General features: G+C 61.5%; 18 protein-coding genes and 1 tRNA gene. 9 read left to right on the top strand and 10 right to left on the bottom strand.

Annotated features, from left to right (window positions below):
• Positions 1-87: 87 nt before the first annotated feature.
• Positions 88-1662: a mannose-1-phosphate guanylyltransferase/mannose-6-phosphate isomerase gene (locus L0U80_RS08680; protein ID WP_233863541.1), complete on the top strand. Its 1575-nt coding sequence runs from the start codon at positions 88-90 to the stop codon at positions 1660-1662.
• A gap of 291 nt (positions 1663-1953) precedes the next feature.
• Entirely contained in the window at positions 1954-2673 is a 720-nt protein-coding gene (locus L0U80_RS08675) for a FadR/GntR family transcriptional regulator (protein WP_233863540.1), read from the top strand.
• 130 nt (positions 2674-2803) lie between these two features.
• On the opposite strand, the gene L0U80_RS08670 is transcribed toward L0U80_RS08675, so the two are convergent.
• The 9 genes from L0U80_RS08670 to L0U80_RS08630 all read right to left on the bottom strand — a co-directional run bounded on the left by L0U80_RS08670 (position 2804) and on the right by L0U80_RS08630 (position 12302).
• Positions 2804-3463: an amino acid ABC transporter permease gene (locus L0U80_RS08670; RefSeq protein ID WP_233863539.1), complete on the bottom strand. Its 660-nt coding sequence runs from the start codon at positions 3461-3463 to the stop codon at positions 2804-2806.
• Positions 3464-3566: 103 nt separating this feature from the next.
• Positions 3567-4364, bottom strand: coding sequence for a transporter substrate-binding domain-containing protein (locus L0U80_RS08665; RefSeq protein ID WP_233863538.1), 798 nt, complete (start codon positions 4362-4364; stop codon positions 3567-3569).
• A gap of 104 nt (positions 4365-4468) precedes the next feature.
• A complete protein-coding gene (locus L0U80_RS08660; RefSeq protein WP_233863537.1) occupies positions 4469-5503 on the bottom strand; it encodes a quinone-dependent dihydroorotate dehydrogenase in 1035 nt (344 codons plus the stop codon).
• 89 nt (positions 5504-5592) lie between these two features.
• The gene (locus L0U80_RS08655) at positions 5593-6372 is read right to left on the bottom strand and encodes an arginyltransferase (protein ID WP_233865790.1); all 780 of its coding nucleotides are present in this window, start codon (positions 6370-6372) and stop codon (positions 5593-5595) included.
• Positions 6373-6582: 210 nt separating this feature from the next.
• Positions 6583-7335, bottom strand: a complete 753-nt coding sequence (gene aat / locus L0U80_RS08650) for a leucyl/phenylalanyl-tRNA--protein transferase (protein ID WP_233863536.1) — start codon at positions 7333-7335, stop codon at positions 6583-6585.
• 13 nt (positions 7336-7348) lie between these two features.
• Entirely contained in the window at positions 7349-7894 is a 546-nt protein-coding gene (locus L0U80_RS08645) for an NUDIX hydrolase (RefSeq protein ID WP_233863535.1), read from the bottom strand.
• A 280-nt stretch (positions 7895-8174) separates the two neighbouring features.
• Entirely contained in the window at positions 8175-9827 is a 1653-nt protein-coding gene (locus L0U80_RS08640) for an alkaline phosphatase family protein (RefSeq protein ID WP_233863534.1), read from the bottom strand.
• Positions 9828-10508: 681 nt separating this feature from the next.
• The gene (locus L0U80_RS08635) at positions 10509-10787 is read right to left on the bottom strand and encodes a hypothetical protein (RefSeq protein WP_233863533.1); all 279 of its coding nucleotides are present in this window, start codon (positions 10785-10787) and stop codon (positions 10509-10511) included.
• 352 nt (positions 10788-11139) lie between these two features.
• Positions 11140-12302 (bottom strand): IS3 family transposase gene (locus L0U80_RS08630; protein WP_233862016.1). Its coding sequence is split into 2 segments (ribosomal slippage): positions 11140-12047 and positions 12047-12302, totalling 1164 coding nucleotides; the frame shifts between segments, so codons are not numbered across the junction.
• Between the two features lie 105 nt (positions 12303-12407).
• Here L0U80_RS08630 and L0U80_RS08625 point away from each other — a divergent pair.
• From L0U80_RS08625 to L0U80_RS08605, 6 genes are all read left to right on the top strand, one after another.
• Entirely contained in the window at positions 12408-13019 is a 612-nt protein-coding gene (locus tag L0U80_RS08625; protein WP_233863532.1) for a VRR-NUC domain-containing protein, read from the top strand.
• Positions 13020-13044: 25 nt separating this feature from the next.
• Positions 13045-14298, top strand: a complete 1254-nt coding sequence (locus tag L0U80_RS08620) for a type VI immunity family protein (protein WP_233863531.1) — start codon at positions 13045-13047, stop codon at positions 14296-14298.
• 1 nt (position 14299) lies between these two features.
• Complete coding sequence (locus tag L0U80_RS08615; RefSeq protein WP_233865788.1) at positions 14300-15505, top strand: type VI immunity family protein; 1206 nt, start codon at positions 14300-14302, stop codon at positions 15503-15505.
• A gap of 13 nt (positions 15506-15518) precedes the next feature.
• Entirely contained in the window at positions 15519-15791 is a 273-nt protein-coding gene (locus tag L0U80_RS08610) for a PAAR domain-containing protein (RefSeq protein WP_233863530.1), read from the top strand.
• A 243-nt stretch (positions 15792-16034) separates the two neighbouring features.
• Positions 16035-16265 carry a zinc-ribbon domain-containing protein gene (locus L0U80_RS31800; RefSeq protein ID WP_373322126.1) on the top strand — a complete coding sequence of 77 codons (231 nt, stop codon included), beginning with the start codon at positions 16035-16037 and terminating at the stop codon, positions 16263-16265.
• Positions 16266-16329: 64 nt separating this feature from the next.
• Positions 16330-17439, top strand: coding sequence for a hypothetical protein (locus tag L0U80_RS08605; protein WP_233863529.1), 1110 nt, complete (start codon positions 16330-16332; stop codon positions 17437-17439).
• A gap of 116 nt (positions 17440-17555) precedes the next feature.
• Here L0U80_RS08605 and L0U80_RS08600 read toward each other — a convergent pair.
• Positions 17556-17623: transfer RNA gene (locus L0U80_RS08600), tRNA-Leu, on the bottom strand.
• A 152-nt stretch (positions 17624-17775) separates the two neighbouring features.
• Between L0U80_RS08600 and L0U80_RS08595 the strand changes: the two genes are divergently transcribed.
• Positions 17776-18486, top strand: coding sequence for a site-specific integrase family protein (locus tag L0U80_RS08595; RefSeq protein WP_233863528.1), 711 nt, complete (start codon positions 17776-17778; stop codon positions 18484-18486).
• The last annotated feature ends 3 nt before the right edge of the window (positions 18487-18489 follow it).

The raw sequence follows: 18489 nt of genomic DNA, 5'->3' as shown, positions 1-18489 counted from the left end.
GAATGCCCAGGTAGCGCGTCCGGCCATGTCCTGACTGGCGACGGAGGTGCGCACCGTGCATATACACATCGACGGGGAGCAGTGCACATGAATCACCTCGTGCAACCTGCCGGCTTGATCGCCGCGGAACAGAAAGTCGAGAACACGCTTGTCGTGCAACCCGTGGTGCTGGCGGGTGGCTCGGGCACGCGTCTGTGGCCGCTGTCGCGTGAACATTGTCCGAAGCAGTTAATCGATTTGCTCGACGGAGAGTCGCTCCTCGAGACCACCGTGCGCCGGCTCGAATTCGCGTTCACGCAGCAAGACGCAGCGGCTCCCGTGCGGAAGGCCGCGCCGCTCGTCGTGAGCAGCGAGGAACTGCGTCTGTTGACCGTCGACCGGCTCGGCCGCAGCGGTGTGACCGCGCGTATCGTTCTGGAACCGGTCGCGCGCAATACGGCACCCACATTGACAGTAGCTGCGCTTGCCGCGCGCCATGAAGGCCTTTTTCAGGGCGTCGGCGACGCGGATCACGACCCCGTGCTCGTCGTCATGCCGGCCGACCATCTCGTCGCCGATCGCAGTGCTTTTGGTCGTGCGCTCGAACATGCCGTCACGTATGCGGCGCGCGGGGCGATCGTGACGCTCGGCGTGCCGCCACAGCGCGCGGAAACCGGTTATGGCTATATCGGCGTGGGCCGCTTGCTAGATGCGAATGGCGCCCGGCCAATCGAACGCTTCGTCGAAAAGCCCGATGCCGAACTCGCGGCCCGCTACGTCGCCTCGGGTGACTACTGGTGGAATAGCGGGATCTTCGTCGTGCGCGCCTCGGTGTGGCTCGCGGCGATCGAGCACCGTCGCCCCGCTATTGCAGCGCAATGTGCGGCCGCGTTCGAACGGGCCACGGTCGATGCGGACGGCAGTCTCCATCTCGACGCGGCCGCGCTGGCCGCCTGTCCGTCCGACTCGATCGACTACGCGGTCATGGAATCGATTGGCGTCGACGCACGCGTCGCGGGCGTCGTTGTGCCTCTCGTGGCGGGCTGGTCGGACGTCGGCGCGTGGGATGCGGTCTGGCAGGTGTCGGACAAGGATCCGAACGGCAATGTCGCGCGCGGACGCGTGCTGCTCGAGGACGTGACCGATACCTTTGTGCATTCGGATGGACGACTGGTTGCGTGCGTCGGCGTGCATGGCGTCGTCGTGGTTGAAACGGCCGATGCCGTGCTCGTCGCCGCGAAGAATCGTGTGCAGGACGTCAAAGCGATTGTCGGGAAACTGAACGATCAGCATGGCGAGGAGGCGCAGCACCACCGGCGCGTCGAGCGTCCGTGGGGCTGGTACGATTCGATCGACCGTGGCGAACGTTTTCAGGTGAAGCGTATCGTCGTGAAGCCGGGCGGACGGCTCTCCCTGCAGATGCATCACCATCGCGCGGAGCACTGGACCGTCGTGAGCGGAACCGCGCGCGTTACACGCGGCGAAGAAGTCTTTTTGCTTTCCGAGAACGAATCCACCTATATTCCATTGGGCGTGAAGCATCGTCTGGAGAATCCCGGCAAGACTGCGCTGGAGATTATCGAGGTGCAGTCGGGCGGCTACCTAGGCGAAGACGACATCGTTCGTTTCGACGATCAGTACGGACGTACCGACACGCAAAGCGCGAACGGCGTGCGACGGTGATCGACCCCGTGGCATCGAATTTGCGCTGCCGAACGGAAGCGGCGCCGAGTAAATATGCACTCCATGCATTCAACCCGCCCGCGCAGCGCGTGACGCAAGCGGCTCGGGACTTGGCGTGGGGTGGCGAAAAAAACGCCACGGGCAGGGCGTTTTTCAGGCGATAGTCTCGTCAGGAGATATCCTGGCTGGTGAAGTATGCAATCAGGATTCAACGTACCGGTAGTTCGATGACGCACAAGGGCCCGCAGTAACCCGCAAACAGGGGCGATACCGCCGAATCGGGGGAGTCTCATGGAACTGGTGAACAAGGAACGCTCGCTGGTCAGCAAGGTCATGGACGGCCTGATTGCAGGCATCGTCGACGACCGCTATGGCGCTGTCCTGCCGCCGCAGGACATACTGTCCAAGGAATTCGACGTGAGCCGTACCGTGATGCGCGAGGCGCTTTCCATGCTGCTCGCGCGGCACATGCTCGACGTGCGGCCGAAGATCGGCACGCGCATACGGCCGATGCGAGACTGGCGCATGATCGACGAAGACGTTGTGAGCTGGCGTTTTCGCGCGAAACCGGACAAGACGTTTTTGCGCGACGTGATCGAGTTTCGCGCTCTGATCGAACCGGCTGCATGCGGCCTTGCGGCGACGCGCGCGAGTGCGGCGGAGATCGCGGGCATTCGCGACGCGTTCGAGGCGCTGAGCCAGACGAGTCCCGGCGACTCAGGCTGCCAGGCGGCCGATACGCTGCTGCACACTCGCATTCTTGCCGCGAGCGGCAATCAGTTTTATCAGCAGATGGCGGCGATCATTCGCGGCGCGCTGTCGCTCGTGAACCCGATCCTCAACGAGCGGGAAGATGGATGGCACAACATCGTGCGGGCGCACGGACGTGTGGTCGATGCGATCGAGCGGCGCGAGGCGAAGGAAGCCGAAGCGGCTGCTGCGGCGATGATCGAATATACGGCCGATGAACTTCACCGGGCGCTTTCGCCGGAGCCTGCCGTTCAGCGTTGAGCGAGGCCGGTGGGCGGGTTGCGCGGTAGCGTCGTCATTGTGACGTGCCGCGAGAGAATCGCGCCCGCTGTCGCGGCGCGTTTCGCGCGCGCGAGACCGTTACACGCGGCTCTCGCGCGGACATTGACCCTCAGTGCCGCGCAGGTAGCGCGAGGCGCTTCTCGTACCAGTGCTGAAGCCATTCCAGCACCTGACACAGCAGCCAGTAGACGGCGGCCGCCGCGAGATAAAGCGGCAGCGGCTGATACGTCGACGCGATGATTTCCTGCGCGCTGCGCAGCAACTCGGTCACGGTGATCACCGAGACGAGCGAGGTGTCCTTGATGAGGCTGATGAGGCTGTTCGAGAGGCTCGGCACGGCGATGCGCAGCGCCTGCGGCGCGATCACGTAGCGCAGCGTCTGGCGCCTCGACAAGCCGAGGCTGTATGCCGCGAGCCACTGGCCGCGATGAATGCCGAGAATCGCGCCGCGCATGCTCTCGGAGAGATACGCAGCCACATTCGCGGAGAGCGCGATCACACCGGCGGGCGTCGGTTCGAGCGAGATGCCGATGCTCGGCAGTCCGTAGTAGACGACGAAAATCTGCACAAGAAGCGGCGTGCCGCGCATGAGGCTCACATAGACGCGCGCGATGCGCGGCAGCGCGGGGTTCGTGCTGATGCCCATCAGCGCGAGTACGACGCCGCCGGCGAGGCCGAAGATCATCGAGAGGACGGCGAACTTGACCGTCAGCACTGCGCCCTGCGCGAGCACCGGCAGCGACTGGATGATGAGCGTAGTGATGGGCATGGGTGGACGGAAAGAGATTGAGGAAGACCGTGCGGGTGCGCCAAAAACAAGGGGCGGCATCGTGCGATGCCGCCCCGCGTCCGGCGTCAGGTCACGGTGACGTTCATTGCGTAACCGGCTTGCTCACGTCGATGCCGAACCACTTATCCGAGATCGTTGTGAACGTGCCGTCGGCTTCGAGCTGGGTCATCGCGTCGTCGATGGCCTTCGCAAACTTCGGATTGCCCTTCTTGAAGGGGATCGCCGACGGGTTGCCATTGCCGACGATCGCGCCCGTGCGCAGCGGCAACTGCGAATTTTTCATCAGGTACGCGAGCATCAGGCGGTCGTTGAGCGCGGCATCGAGCCGGCCGGCCGCGAGATCGCGCAGATATTCGGGGGCGCCCGGATACGTCTTCACGTCGATGCCCGGCACGGCCTTCGCCATGTCCATGTAGTTGGTGCCGAGTCCGACGCCGAGCTTCTTGCCCTTGAGGTCATCGAGCGACTTGAACGCGCGCGTGTCGTCCTTGCGCTGGATGAGTTGCGCGGCCGAGTACGTATAGGCCGGCGAGAAGTCGAGCACGGCCTTGCGCTGGTCGGTGACGCCCACCTGATTGACGATCACGTCGAACTTGCCGGCCTGCAGGCCCGCGATGATGCCGCTCCATTCGGTCGTGATGAACTCGGGCTTCACGCCGAGCTTCGCGGCCACGGCCTTGGCGATGTCCACGTCGTAGCCGACGAGCTGGCCGTCCGGCGCCTTCGAGTTGAACGGCGGGAACGTGCCTTCGAGGCCGATACGCAGCGTGCCGCGCGCTTTCACCTGGTCGAGCAGGTCGTCGGCCTGTGCGCTGGCCGAGACGAACGACGCGCCGATCAGCGCGGCCACAAGGACTTTCTTCAGCAGGGCGAGCTTCATCGTTTTCCTCTTGTTTTGCTGCGGTTTCAGGGCGATGTTACCAAGGCGATGTTGCTGGCGCTGCGCACCGCAGCCAGCGCTGCACGCTGGCTGCAACTATATCGTCAGGCGCGGCCCGAGGCCAGAGCGCGCACGCATTCGCCGACGAGCGACGGCCCGCGGTAGATAAAGCCGGTGTACAGCTGCACGAGCGAGGCGCCCGCGTCGATCTTCGCGCGCGCGTCATCCCCCGAGAAAATGCCGCCCACGCCGATGATGGGCACGTCGGTGCCGAGTTCGGCGCGCAGCTTGCGGATCACGGCATTCGACGCATCGAACACGGGGCGCCCCGAAAGGCCGCCTGTCTCGTCCGCGTGCGGCAGGCCCTGCACGGCGCTGCGCGAGAGCGTGGTGTTCGTCGCGATCACGCCTTCGATCTTGTGACGCAGGAGCGTATCGGCGATCTCCTTGATCTGCTCATCGTCGAGGTCCGGCGCGATCTTTAGCGCGAGCGGCACGAGCTTGCCATGCAGGTCGGCGAGACGCTGCTGCTTGTCCTTGAGCGCGGCGAGCAGCGCATCGAGTTCGCCTGCGCCCTGCAACTGGCGCAGGTTTTTCGTGTTCGGCGACGAGATGTTGATCGTCACGTAGCTCGCGAACGGATAGACGCGTTCGAGGCAGAAGAGATAGTCGTCGGCGGCGCGCTCGATGGGCGTATCGGCGTTCTTGCCGATGTTCAGGCCGAGGATGCCGCGATAGCGTGCGGCCTGCACGTTCTTCACGAACTGCTCGACGCCGTGATTGTTGAAACCCATGCGGTTGATGATCCCGCCCGCCTGCGGCAGCCGGAAAATGCGCGGACGCGGATTGCCCGGCTGCGGGCGGGGCGTCACGGTGCCCACCTCGATAAAGCCGAAACCGATCGCCGCGAACCCGTCGATCGCCGCGCCTTCCTTGTCGAGCCCGGCCGCGAGGCCGACCGGATTGCGGAAGGTGAGGCCCATCACGGTGCGCGGCGCATCGGGGACGCGCGGCGCGAGCAGCCCGGCCATGCCGGTGCGGCCGGCCGCGCCGATGGCGCGCAGCGTCAGGTGGTGGGCGTCTTCGGCGTCCAGGCGGAAGAGCTGGTTGCGCAGGAACGGATAGAGGGAGCTGAACACGGGCAGAGGGCGCGGACGCCGAAAAATGAGAACCCGCTATTTTAACGGCATTGCGCGCGCCGGTCGGCGCGCGCGAGGTGCGGCGCGTTCTAGCGCGCCTCGTGCGCCAAATCGGGATCGAGCATGGACCAGACCCCGTCGAGCAAACCTTCGAGCGGCCTGAAGTGCGCTTTGTAGGCCATTTTGGGGCTCTCGCGGATCCAGTAGCCGAGGTACACGTAGGGCAGTTGCAGACTGCGCGCCTGCTCGATCTGCCACAGGATGTTGTAGGTGCCGTAGCTCGTGTGCGGCTCGTCGGGCTCGAAGAACGTGTAGACCGACGAAAGTCCGTCACCGAGGATATCGATCATGCTCACCATGCGCAGCACGCCGGGGCTTTCGGGGTTCTGGGCATCGGGCTCGCGGAATTCCACGAGGCGCGAATTGATCCTGCTTTGCAGAAGGAATTGCTCGTACTGGTCGCGGCTGTCGCGGTCCATGCCGCCGCCCGCGTGGCGCGCCGACTGGTACCGCATATACAGCGCGTAGTGAGCTTCGTCGTAGTGCAGCGGCGCGACCGTCGCCACGAGGGCGCCATGATGGCGCCAGACCCGGCGCTGCGTGCGGTTCGGCGTGAAGCGCTCGACCGGCACACGCACTGGAACGCAGGCGCGGCACCCGTCGCAATACGGTCGGTACGTGAAGACGCCCGAGCGCCGGAAACCTGCCTTCACGAGATCCGTGTAGACGTCCGAGTTGATCAGGTGGCTTGGCGTCGCAACCTGCGAGCGCGCGATACGCCCCGCCAGATAACTGCAGGGATAGGGCGCCGTTGCATAGAACTGCAGCGCCGAAAGGGGTGAAAGCGGCAGCTCGTTAGGATGCGTCACGTTGGCAGCTCTCATGGCAGTTCGGGTCGTCGCTGGAATGGCGCGTGTGGCCTGTGTGCGCCGTTTCGTGCGGGGTTGCTCGCACAAGGCGCTCCGACGACGTGTTCTATCTTCAGTCTAACATCGGCTCCGAACCGGAATCCATTGAATTGCACGGCACTGCGCCGCGGGCGCAACACCTCACCGCGAAGCGGCAGCGCGGTGGTGTGGTCAGGCAGCCGGGACTGCGCCGCCGCTTCCCACCAGATCGGCGAGGACGCGTTTGTCGAAGCGCCACGGAATGCGCGGTGCGTCGACCGTCGCGCGCACGTGGGCGATGAAGGCTTTGCGCGCGATCTCGTGCCCGCCAAGCGAGGCGAGGTGTGCCGTATTCTGCTGGCAGTCGATCAGCGCGACGCCGTGCTTGCGCAGATGCGCGACGAGTGCGGCGAGCGCGATCTTGGAGGCGTCGGTCACGGAGGCGAACATCGATTCGCCGAAAAACATCGTGCCGAGCGAGACCCCGTAGAGCCCGCCCACGCGCTCGCCGTCGCACCAGGCCTCGATGCTGTGCGCGTCGCCGATGCGGTGCAGCGTCAAATAGGCGTCGATCACTTCGGTGGTGATCCAGGTGCCGCGCTGGCCGCGGCGTGGCGCGTTCGCGCACGCGCGCATCACGGCGGCAAAATCGTCGTCGATGCGGATTTCCCATGCATCGTCGCGCAGCACGCGCCGGAGCGTCTTTTTCAGCGACGGCGATACCTTGAACTCATCGGGGCGCAGGATCATGCGTGGATCGGGGCTCCACCAGAGCACGGGTTGACCGTCCGAATACCAGGGGAAGATGCCGTGACGGTAGGCATCGACGAGGCGCGATGGCAGCAGGTCGGCACTTGCCGCGAGCAGGCCAGGTGCGCCGCTGTTCATGCCGAGCGAGCGCTCCACGCTGGGGAACGGGTCTTCGGGCCCGAGCCAGGGAACCATCGGAGGACTTGGGTCAGGGCTCGCGCAGCGAGCGAAGCACATCGCCGGTATGCAGCCCGTAGCTGCCCGATTCACGATCGGCGAAGAAGAACCGGAGTGTCTGCACGATCGTCGGAAACGCGAGGTCGTCCCACGGGATCTCGTGTTCTTCGAAGAGCCGGACCTCGAGGCTCTCTTCTCCCGCGGCGATATTGGTGTCGAGCAGGCGCGCGAGATAGAACAGATGAACCTGATGCACGCGCGGCACGTTCAGGAGCGAAAAAAGATTCTGTATTTCGACCCGCGCGCCGGCTTCTTCGAGCGTCTCGCGTACGGCCGCTTCGGACGTTGTCTCGCCCATTTCCATGAATCCGGCGGGCAGCGTCCAGTAGCCATAACGCGGTTCGATCGCGCGGCGGCAGAGTAGCACCTTGTCTTCCCAGACGGGGACGGTGCCGACCACGTTGCGCGGATTCTCGTAGTGCACGGTACCGCAGGCCGAACAGACAAACCGTTCGCGATTGTCGCCGGGGGGTACGAGCAGGCTGACCGTCTGACCGCAAGTCGAGCAGAATTTCATGAGCACGATGGGGGGAAGGGTGATGCGAGTGTATCACCGCGGCGGGGGGAGCCGGGAGGGCGGCGGGCGGCGCGGGGACCGGCAGCTATCCTGGCAGGTACTGCAAACGGTCTGGAGTCAGAAGCGCCAACAATGGCAAAAAGGGCTACAGGCCAGTGCGTTGTAACCCCTGGCTGTCTGAGCCGGTTGATTCCTGGACGGGTCCGCGTTCAGGTGTGAGGCGTGAGCTTGCTCGCGGGCCGGCGCTTCGCGGGAAGCGCCGGCCGCGGGATCACGCGTGTTACTCGCCGCCTCTCAGACCAAGGCCAGGCAGCGTGTCCGTGCCTTCAACCGCAACGGAATGCAGCAGGCGCGGATCGAGATCGAGTGCCTTGAGGATGGTGGGCGCGACCTGCGTGGTCTGGACGCGCTCATCGACACGGTGACCGGCATGGTGCAGTCCGGGGAACGAAACGACGAGGCCGAGATGGCTGTCGTCGGGAGCGTTGCCGCCGTGCTCCTCGTCCTTCGCTTTGCTCGACGTGTAGATCACGCCCGGATTCGGCTGCACGATGATGTCCGGCGTGCGGCCTTGCGCCGGATCCCCGAAGCGCGATGCCAGTGCGTTACCCGAGAGGATGTACGCTTGCGGGCCATCCGCGCAGATGCCGGGCGCGTTGCACGAGAGGTTCTGCTTGAGCGTCGCGATCACGGCGTCGCGCTGCGATTGATCGCGCAGCCAGATGAGGCCCACGTCGTCGGTCTGCACCATGCCCGTGCCGACGAGACCCGAGCCATCGTTCAGATTGCCGCTTGCCGTGTTGAACTGGCCGAAGTTGCCGTTCGGATCGAGATAGTTGTTTGCTTCAAGCAGTTTCGTGAGCGTGTCGCCGTTCTTCACGAGCTTCGTGTGATCGGTCGGCGACTGGCCGTGCTTGGCAGTCACGATGATGAGCGTCGAATTGTAGAGATTCTTCGCCTGGAGCGCCGCAACGATTTTGCCGAGCGAATTGTCGATGTAGGCGATCGCGCCAGCCACTTGCGGGCCCGGCGTGAAGTCGGCGTCGAGATAGCCGCCGCCCGTGGCTACTGTGGCCTTTTGCGCCACGCTCAGCGTCTGGAAGTTCGCGCCGAACACGGTCGGCACCGGCTCGTTGCGCGTGCCCGTGGAGTCCTTGCCATCGATCTCGTTGATGAGTGCCTGCACGTGGTAATCATCAAATTTCTGGGTGTGCGTGTACGTGTCGAGGTAATAGGTGTTCGTGGCGGGGTCGATCGAATTGATCTCGGTGCGCGCCAGATCATCCACGCCGTGGCCGGACGGGCCATTCAGCCAGTCGTAGCCCCACGCGTGTTTGTCTGCCCATGCGGTGCGCGAATTGGATACGTGCTCCTTGACGACTTCGAAGATCGTGTTCGTCTTCACGTAGTTGTGCGGATAGACGGGAACGCATTTGCCACCCACGCGTGCATGCGGAATGGCCTGAGGATTGAACGCGCCGCCGCCATCCAGATGCACGAGTGCGCCGCCGTTTTCGCCGTCGATGCCCGTGGTCTCGTCGAACACGACGTTCCAGCCCTGCTTGCCGACGCAACCTGTGTCGCTGGGCGCGTAAAGCGTTCGGTCATACGAAACGTCGTAGAAAAGGCCGGCGGTTTTCGGCGAGCCGCCCGTCACGAGCGCGGAGAGGCCGGGGAAAGAATCCGAAAGACCCGGCGTATATGCGTTCGTATACGTGACGCCAGATTTAGCGAGAAGTGCGAGATTCGTGCAGGTATTGCCCGCGATGCAGCGTGCGACGTCCTGTTCATGCAAGCCGTCAAAGCTGATCAGCAAGACGTGTTTGATCCCATGCGTCTCGCTCGCCTGCGCCGTTGCGAGTACACCAGTCAAGGCGAGTGCGCCTGCACCGAGCGCCGCCAGACCTGCCGACCACCTCCTTGCGTTTTTCATTGTTCACCTCGTTTGTTTGTTGAGGAACATCGTGCGAAACCACATGAAATTTGCAGGGGTATTACGGCGGAGCGATGTCTATTTGCTTTCAATTACATTTTCTTACACGCGAGTCGCGTGCAGGATTACTGTTGCTCGTTGGTCGATGCGGGGCGTGGCGATGAAGGCTAAGTCGTGCGACGTGCCTTGCGAAAACGATGTTTTCGCAGCAGCGCTTGGTGGGAAGCGGCAATACGGGAGATGGGGCACGTAAAGATCGAATACACGCGAATCGAAATCGGCGGGACGTGACCGGTGTTGCGCACCAGGTCTTCAGGCGATGTGGTGATGAACTAATCAGGATGCCGAAAGTTGGTAACCGAGACTCGACGCGTGCAAATCGCTTAGCAGTTCATCGATCTTGCCCACGACGCGGCTCCTGAGTAACGACGCCAGGATTGTTGCGACGCGTTTGCCGGCGACTGAGTGCGCCCTTCGGGAGCGACGAACTCGAAGACAAGAAGCTGTCGCGCTTCTTCTGCGTGTGACGGGCTCTGGCTATGGCGTGTCACGCAGATCGTGGGCTCGCTGACGCGAGGGCACAGGCGACGAGCCGCGAGGCTGTCAGCCGCCCAGAATACAAAAACCCGGCGCCGGGCCGGGTTTGTTCATGCTGTGCGCGTAACTGGACGGGAAGCCCGATTAGCACTCGCCTTTTTTGGCGTGTCCGGGCGGGCAGTGCCAACCCTTATCGTGGTGATGGTGCTTTTCCCACTCGTCCCGATTCCAGTAGCGATGACCGTCCCAATAGCGGTCGCCGTGCCATCCCGGCGTGACGACGACCGCGGGCGGCGGCGCAACCACAACAGCGCCGGGGGTACCCACATTAATGCCGACATTGACATCAGCCGCGTGTGCGATGCTGGTCAGGCTGATAGCGGCAGAGACGAACGCCAACTGTACGAGTGCGTGTTTCTTCATGGAAAAGCCTCCAAAAATATGAACGTCTGCTCGGGGCGGATTTCGCTGGACAACAAAAAACCCGCACGAAGGCGGGTTCATTGGTGCGACCGAGTGTAGCGCCTGGCAGGCAAATGAACCCGATTACGTTGACATACTCAATAAATCCCCCACCAGAGGGTGATCGTTATCATAAGGCAGGCCCGTTCTACGCCCGAGTCAATTTTCTCGATGCCACGAAGCCGCCACTTCAACTGTCTGACAGCGAGAAAGAATGGCTGATGATGATGGGTGCAACGAAGGACATGAAAGCGATCCCTAAACAAGTTGACGCAGTTGTCTTCGGTAGTGTTGCTCATGATGAATGTAGTGGTCAACTAATCCCGGACACTGCGTTAAGTTTTTCTTCCGCAACAGCCGGCGCCAGTCCGTCATTGAACTGATGCGGCCGTATCCAGTTGTAACGGTGCATCAGGTAGTGGCTGATATCCCGGTGTGCTTCCTGCGTCGACGTGTACCCCACTGACGGCAGCCATTCCGTCTTGAAGCTGCGGAACAGCCTTTCCATCGGGGAGTTGTCCCAGCAATTTCCACGACGGCTCATGCTCTGCTGAATCCGATAGCGCCACAGGCGCTGACGGAATTTCCGGCTTGCATACTGGCCGCCTTGATCCGAGTGGAACAGCAAGCCTTGCGGACGACCACGCTGCTCATAGGCCATCTCCAACGCCTGCACGACCAGATCGGCATCCGGGCGTGTCGAGAACGCCCAGCCAACAACCCGACGCGTGAACAGGTCGAGCACTACGGCCAGATAATGCCAACGGCCCTGCGCCCAGACATAGGTGATGTCACCACACCAGATCTGATTCGGCGTACCAACCTCGAATTCACGATTGAGATGATTCGGGATATCGATCCGCTCGACCGTGGCCTGCTTGTAGGCATGGCGACCCGGCTGCTTGCAGATAAGCCCGAGTTCTTCCATCAGGCGGCTGACCTTGAAGCGGCCAATCACCGTACCTTCTTCGCGCATCATGCCCATGATGCTGCGGCTGCCGGCAGAGCTTCGACTCTCGACGAACAGCTCGTGTACCCGGCTACGCAGTGCCATGCGCTCGGCGTCAACGCGCTGGGCGCGCTCCCGGTACGCATACAGGCAGGATCGCGATACGTCGAATACCGCGCAGATCAGTTCGACCGATTCGCTTGCGCCAATCTGATCAATTACTTCGTACGTTCGATGCCTTCCGACATCAAGAGCGCGGTAGCCTTTTTTAAAATGGCCTTCTCACGCTCGAGGCGTTCGATACGCGCCTCGAGTTCCTGAATACGCTGTTGATCCGGCGTGATTGCCTTGCCCTGCGGCGTGACGCCCTGGCGTTCCATCTGAAGTTGCTGCACCCAGCGACGCAGCACCGTCTCGCCGACACCGACCGAGCGGCTTGCCTCCATATGGCTATAGCCCTGGTCGAGCACCAGACAGGCGGCTTGCTGTTTGAACTCCGGGGAAAACGTACGTCGTTGCTTGCTCATCAGACACCTCTTCATGGCGACCATTCTCGCCTAAATCAGTGTCCGGATTCATTAGACCACTACAAAGAGCAGGTATGGAAATACAAGGGTGAAGTTGGCTACAACATGATCAATTCGCCCCCTTCGCCGATCATGGCCTCGCTAGTGAAGAATCAGCCGCTCATGTTTCCGGCGGGTTCCGATACGTCCGCGCTGGACGCAGCAATCGCTTTGGCGAAACTGACGGGGCGTGCGCAGAGGGGACTGCTACGTATTCCGGATGTCATCATCGTAAAGGACATGCACAACTTCGACCTGAGCCAGCCCAACATCGCGTTCGTGGTGGAAATCAAGTTCGCGGGAGACCGGTGGCGCAAGAAAAATTCATTTCAGCTAGAGGACCAAGAGAGAGACTACGCGGCAATCGCGGGTGGCTATGATCGTGTCAAGGAGCTATCGCCGTCGATCTGTGCGTGCAAGCCGTGCGGAGAACCCGAGAAGGTCCCGCAGGGTGCGAGACTGCCGAGCAAGGCGGTTGCGCCGGACAGGACGGCGGAGGTCAGGCGTATGCTGGAACCGTCCTGGCAGAATCCCGCACCGTCGTACAGTGTCAGGCCCATGGCAGATGAGTTGGAGAGAGGCACTTCCTCGTTCAACCAGAATCAGGTCGCCACTGGCACGACAGCGAGCGGACTGCTGATCCTTCTGATAATCGTTCTTTCCGCCCTAGGGGCTTGATATACACCGACCGAGAGACACGGATATGGATACCTGGACGCAATACGAAAAATACCGCAACGACCTTACGTACACATCGGAAGACGGGATGGATGTGATGGTGTGTGTAGGGCTGTCGGGGACGTTTTATTTCTGGGGTGGTGAGACCCAGCCGGTTCGCGAAGCCATTGTCCGGTGCTTCGAGCGGTTTCAGGAGTTATTCGGCCCACGCCTCAAATGGGTTATGCCCATGGAGGATGCTGAATCCGAAAATCGGGAAGTCGTACCTGATAACAATATTGCTTCCCTGCGGAGCTATATCGCGACGATGGACCCTGACGACTTGCTGTCCTGGAGGATTTCCGGAGGCTCGTCGTGGGAGGAAGCCAGCGACTGTTATCTAGTGGTTTTGACGGCGCGTGAGTGGCAGGTCCGGACACGCAACCGGCTCACATGGCTGAATTTCGCGATGCCGGTCGAAGCGGTCTACGGACCGCAAGGCAATCCGCGGCTTTTTACTGATTTCATCCGGTTCTGCTGCGAGCAGTTGAATCCATGGAATGGCATTGCAGGTCTGGCGTCATTGCTGCCGCTTACCAAGGGGGAAGCGCAAACGGGTGAGTTCGATTTATTGCAGCGATATTTTGGGCTGGACGCCGCAGCAAGTGGATTCGCTCTGACCGATGATCTGCAACGGCATCTGAAGGGTACGAACTGGCTGACGATGTTTGACGACGCCTTTCCTTCGACGGTGACGCAGGAACAATGGAAAACGCTGGAGGCGACGCCCGGTATCCGGATATGGAAAGCAGGGCGAACGTGGATTGTGCAGGCGGGCGACCAGCCGACGCTGGGGCCGGTGCCTGACGGCATCCCGCCACTGTACAAGGCCGTCAGCGATACGCTCAGGCCGATGCGGGTTACTCCATTACGTGCTTTCCATACAGGTTCGATGACAGGAGAAATCCGTTTTAACGAGCGCACCGCAGAACTGTGGTCGCAACGTTTCGATGCACCGGGTATCTGGCCACCCTATCCGGATCAGCTCGGGTTTCACAAGGTCGATGAGACGATAGATGAGTACGCGGCACAACCCGCCGTTGAACCGGTTCAGCAACCGGCGGTCGAGCCACCGCGCGTGACGGTTTTGCGGGCCACGCCGGGTGAAGCCTGTCCGGCTGATGGTGAGTGGTTCAGCCCGATTGTCAAGAACAAGGTGCAGATGCGTAAAGGAGAGCCGATGCCGGGGCCAAAATTCAACAACCTGGGCGAGGTCATCTGGTATCTGCGTCGTGGATAGGATGCTGTCCACGTGTGTTGAGTTTAAGTTCCTTCAAACGATGATGAGTTCACAAGCGTCAACACTGATACTTACCCCGGAAGAAGCCCTGAAGCGCTATCGTGAGGAACTGTGCCTGCATGACAGGAAGGGGCGGCTTGTGGTGCTGCCTGGTGTGATCGGCACGGTGCTTTTCCGGGGTGGTTCGACGCTGGAAGTCCGCCAGGGCATTCTGGCCTGCTTCGACCGCTTCGCGGAACTGTTTGGCGAATACCTCAAGGGTGGCCGGGGGCCGGAGGGAACGGGCAACTTTGGCCGCAGGACACCTGCCGGGATCGTGTCGATCCGTCGCGCCATTGTCGAGACGCCACCCTACGAAGCCGTAGAGGCGGTACTGTCCAGTCAGGCCGACCCGGACGCCGCAGCGGCTTATCAGATCGAGACGCTGACCAGCAGCGCATTGGCCGACGACTACCAAAGCCCTTATTCCGGTCTCATTCACAAGAAGGGAACCGACCGGGAAATGTCCTACCTGAAATTCTGGATGCCGATGGATTTCGTCAGCATGCCGGAGGGCGTCAAGCAATACGAAGCCTTCCTGCGGTTCGTCTGCGAAAAGCTTCCTGTATGCGGCGGCTATGGTGGCCTGTCGCCCATCCTGCCGTACGACTTCCATTCCTACCTGTCGCAGGAATGGGCGATGGCGCAGCGGTTCAGGGGGCTGGAAATTGACAGCTACGCGTTCACGCAGGGCGATGCGTATCAAACGATGTCGTACGAGGAGAATTCGGAGGGACGGGATACCGCCATCTATGACGATCTTCGTCCCGGTGCGAAAGTGAGAAGCTATGGTTTCATCAAGGGCGTGAACTGGTACACGCTGATTGGCGACCTGTTTGTGGACCGTCTCGGTGGTGAGGAAAAGGTGCGGGCCGAACTCGCGCGGCCGGATATCAACATCGAACGGATCGGGAAGTGCCTGCTCATCCGGGCAGGAGATTTCCCTTGGCTGGGTGCGCCGGAAGAGGACTGGTCTGAGCCGTACCTGGTCGTCAACAGTGTACTTCGTGTTTTGCGTAATCCTGATCCCCAGGACTTGCAGACCAATGTGCCGGGTGCGCCTCATGCCGACAGCGACGGAACGCGGCAATGGGAAGCCCGTTTTGATTATCGGGACGCGCCCCCGCTTCCCCGCACGCCTTTGATTGTCCCGGTGAAAACCAACTGACGAGGGACATCGCATGAGCAAGGCAGCAGTGTGTAACGGTGATCCAACGACGACGGGCGGACACGTGATCGCGAAGGCATCCACGTTGTTCGACGGCGAGCGGCGCATTGCGCTCGACCGGGAAATGGCGACGTGCGGCAACTGTCTTGGCGAGTATCCGATAGAGGGTACAGGAACGAACATGAGCGAGGACGGTCGCGCGAGCGTGCTCGACGATGACCAGGTGCTGTGCCCGTGTGGCAGGAATCACGTCAAGGCGAGTCCCGGCGCGGGTTGTTCGGCCTGATGGGGGATGGCCTGGGCGTGACGATTCAGAAAGGCAGGCAGGGCGTGCGTCTGTCCATCGCGGACATGCACGCGATGGCGCAGGCGCGTGGTGGACAGTGCCTGTCTACGGAATATCGCAACACAGCGACAAAGCTGCGCTGGCAGTGCGCCGAAGGTCACGTATGGGAGGCCGCGCCTGCGGGCCTTCGAACCAGCGGCCCGTGGTGCCCGCAGTGCGCCTTCGAAAAGATGCGGCTGAAGATTGGGGACATGCAGGCCATTGCGCACGGGCGAGTGCCTGTCCGAACGCTATGTCAACAACGAGACGAAACTGCGCTGGCGCTGCGCAAAGGGTCACGAGTGGGAGGCCGTTCCTGCCAGCGTGATAAAGGGGAGCTGGTGTCCGCAGTGCGCGATTCTCAACCAGACCAGGGCCAGGAATGGCTGGAAACGCGGGCGGTACGAGGCGACGGGCAAGCTGGCCGGGGGCTGATCCGGGCGCGGCTATCGGCGCGAACGGTTTGGCACCGTCGCGCTTCGGATAAGGAGAAGTCGAAGTGGAGAATGCCGCGCGCCTTGAGGCGCATTACTACTTGAAGGATGGCGCACACTCCATGGATGCGTTCATCAGAAACCGATGCGAAGCGGAATTTTTGGCCACGGTCTCGTATGTCGCGCAACGTTTGGGGGCGGAGCTTCAATTTGAGGCCAGCGTTTCAGCAGACGGTGGATTCCGTGACATCTGGAGAGTCCTGGTTCACAAGGACAACCGGGCTCTGTCAGTACCAGCATTTACAGCCATTTTTTGTGCGATTCTGGACATATCAGTACACATCTGGTCGGCCGCGCCCAAACCCAACCCGGAGTTAGAGAGGCAGCAGTTGGAGATCAACCGACTCGCCATTGAACACTCAAAAATAGAAAACCTTCGATCTGAACTGGAGGTCAAAAAACTTCAGCGCGAATTGAGTGCGAACACTCCAAAGACCAGCCGTCCCTCGCTGCCCGACGCAACGGCCAAAAAATCCCCTGCGTCGTTAGTCTACGTGCCTCCACTGGTTCAACCCGAACAATTGCTGTCGCCGAATCCATACGGAGGTGACAATTTTAAACACTTGAGCCTGCAAACGGACCCGAAAGTCAACCGGCGACGTTCAAATTTTTACAGGCAACTTATCTCCTACAGCGCGGTAACGGCGGCTGGCTTCCGGTGGTTCCCAGAGGACGGGCCGGCGTTAGATGAGCAAATAGTTCACCGGGCGGATTTTTCGAGTTTCGTGCTGCAGAGCGACAAGCTGGCGCCTGACGTCACAGACGCCGTCATAGAAATCGTGGCGCCCGTCATAACTCACGGGAACATACAGTGGAAAGGCCGATGGAACGACCAGGTGATTTCGTTCATCATGGATGACAAGACATACAAGGACGAGGTCTTGCATAGTCAGGTCAGTTTTCAGCATGGAGACTCAATCCGGTGTGTGCTGGAAAGTGAGCGCAAGCTCGACGAGTTTGGCAATGCCAAGGTAACGGGCTACCGCGTTACCACCGTGCTCGACAAAATTGAAGGAAGTGGCGAGATTCGAGAGACGCCTCAGGGACGAAAGAAGCGCTTTGAAAAGAAACGAGCCAACGGCCAATTCGGCTTGTTCGATGGGGAGAACGTCTGACCCGCGTTGGATTGACCTGTAACCGGCGTGCCGGTACACCGGTTACACCCAGGTTACACGGAGCCGGAAAAGCAAAGGGGCTTACACGCCAATGCGCTGTAAGCCCTTGATTTGCCTGGTTGCGGGGGTAGGATTTGAACCTACGACCTTCGGGTTATGAGTCCGATTCTGTCAGTCCAGTGCGGTCCAGTGCAGTCCAAACACCTATATTTTTCAAGGGTTTGCGACTTTTTTGTGTCCAGTGGAGTCCAGTGCGGTCCAGTGCAGTCCAGGGCAAGAATTGCCCTAGATTTGCCCTAACGGCCGTGCTGCTGCCAACCTCTACCGGACAGCTAAATGGGTACAAAACATCAGCGTTTCACGATCGACCGCGCCTTCATGCGTGACATTCGCGCAACCGGCGCATACCAGGAATTTGCCGATACGGAAATGCGGGGCTTTCGCGTCAAGGTGACGCCCGCGGGGCTTGCCTCCTACACCTACCGGTGGACAAAGCCGGACGGCACAATGGGACGGCTTACGGTCGGCCGGTGGCCCGCCATGAATCCCGGCGAAGCGCGCGACGCCGCCCGCCGCGAAGCCGAAATCCTCGACCGCAAGGGCGACTCCCTCACGGCCGCCGCGGTGCGCAAGGCGAAGCGCACAGAACTGACGAAGGCGGCGGGCACGGTTCCGACCCTGGGGGACTTTCTCAGGGACCGCTACAAGGCCCAATTGCGCACCTACTGCAAGACGGCGGCGCACGGCGACGCTAACGCGCGCCTGATCGAACAATCGTTCCCCGATATGCTCGACTTGCCGCTCGACCATATCACGGCCGCCCTGCTCGAAGCGTGGCGCTCGGCGCAACTGAACAAGGGACTGGCGCGCGCAACCACGAACAAGAAACTTACCGCCCTGCAAGGTCTGCTCACCTATGCCGTAGACTGCGAAATCCTCGCGGCGCATCCGATGAAGAAAATCCGCATGCTGCCGGAACCCTCGGGCATCGTCCGATACCTGACGCCGGACGGTAATGCCCCCGTTTTCCACGGTGGGCAGAAGTAGAAA

It is taken from the genome of Paraburkholderia adhaesiva, from assembly GCF_021390575.1.
GTDB classification, from domain to species: domain Bacteria; phylum Pseudomonadota; class Gammaproteobacteria; order Burkholderiales; family Burkholderiaceae; genus Paraburkholderia; species Paraburkholderia adhaesiva.
Note: the sequence above shows the minus strand (reverse complement) of the source record. Positions and strands in the feature narration are given on the sequence as shown.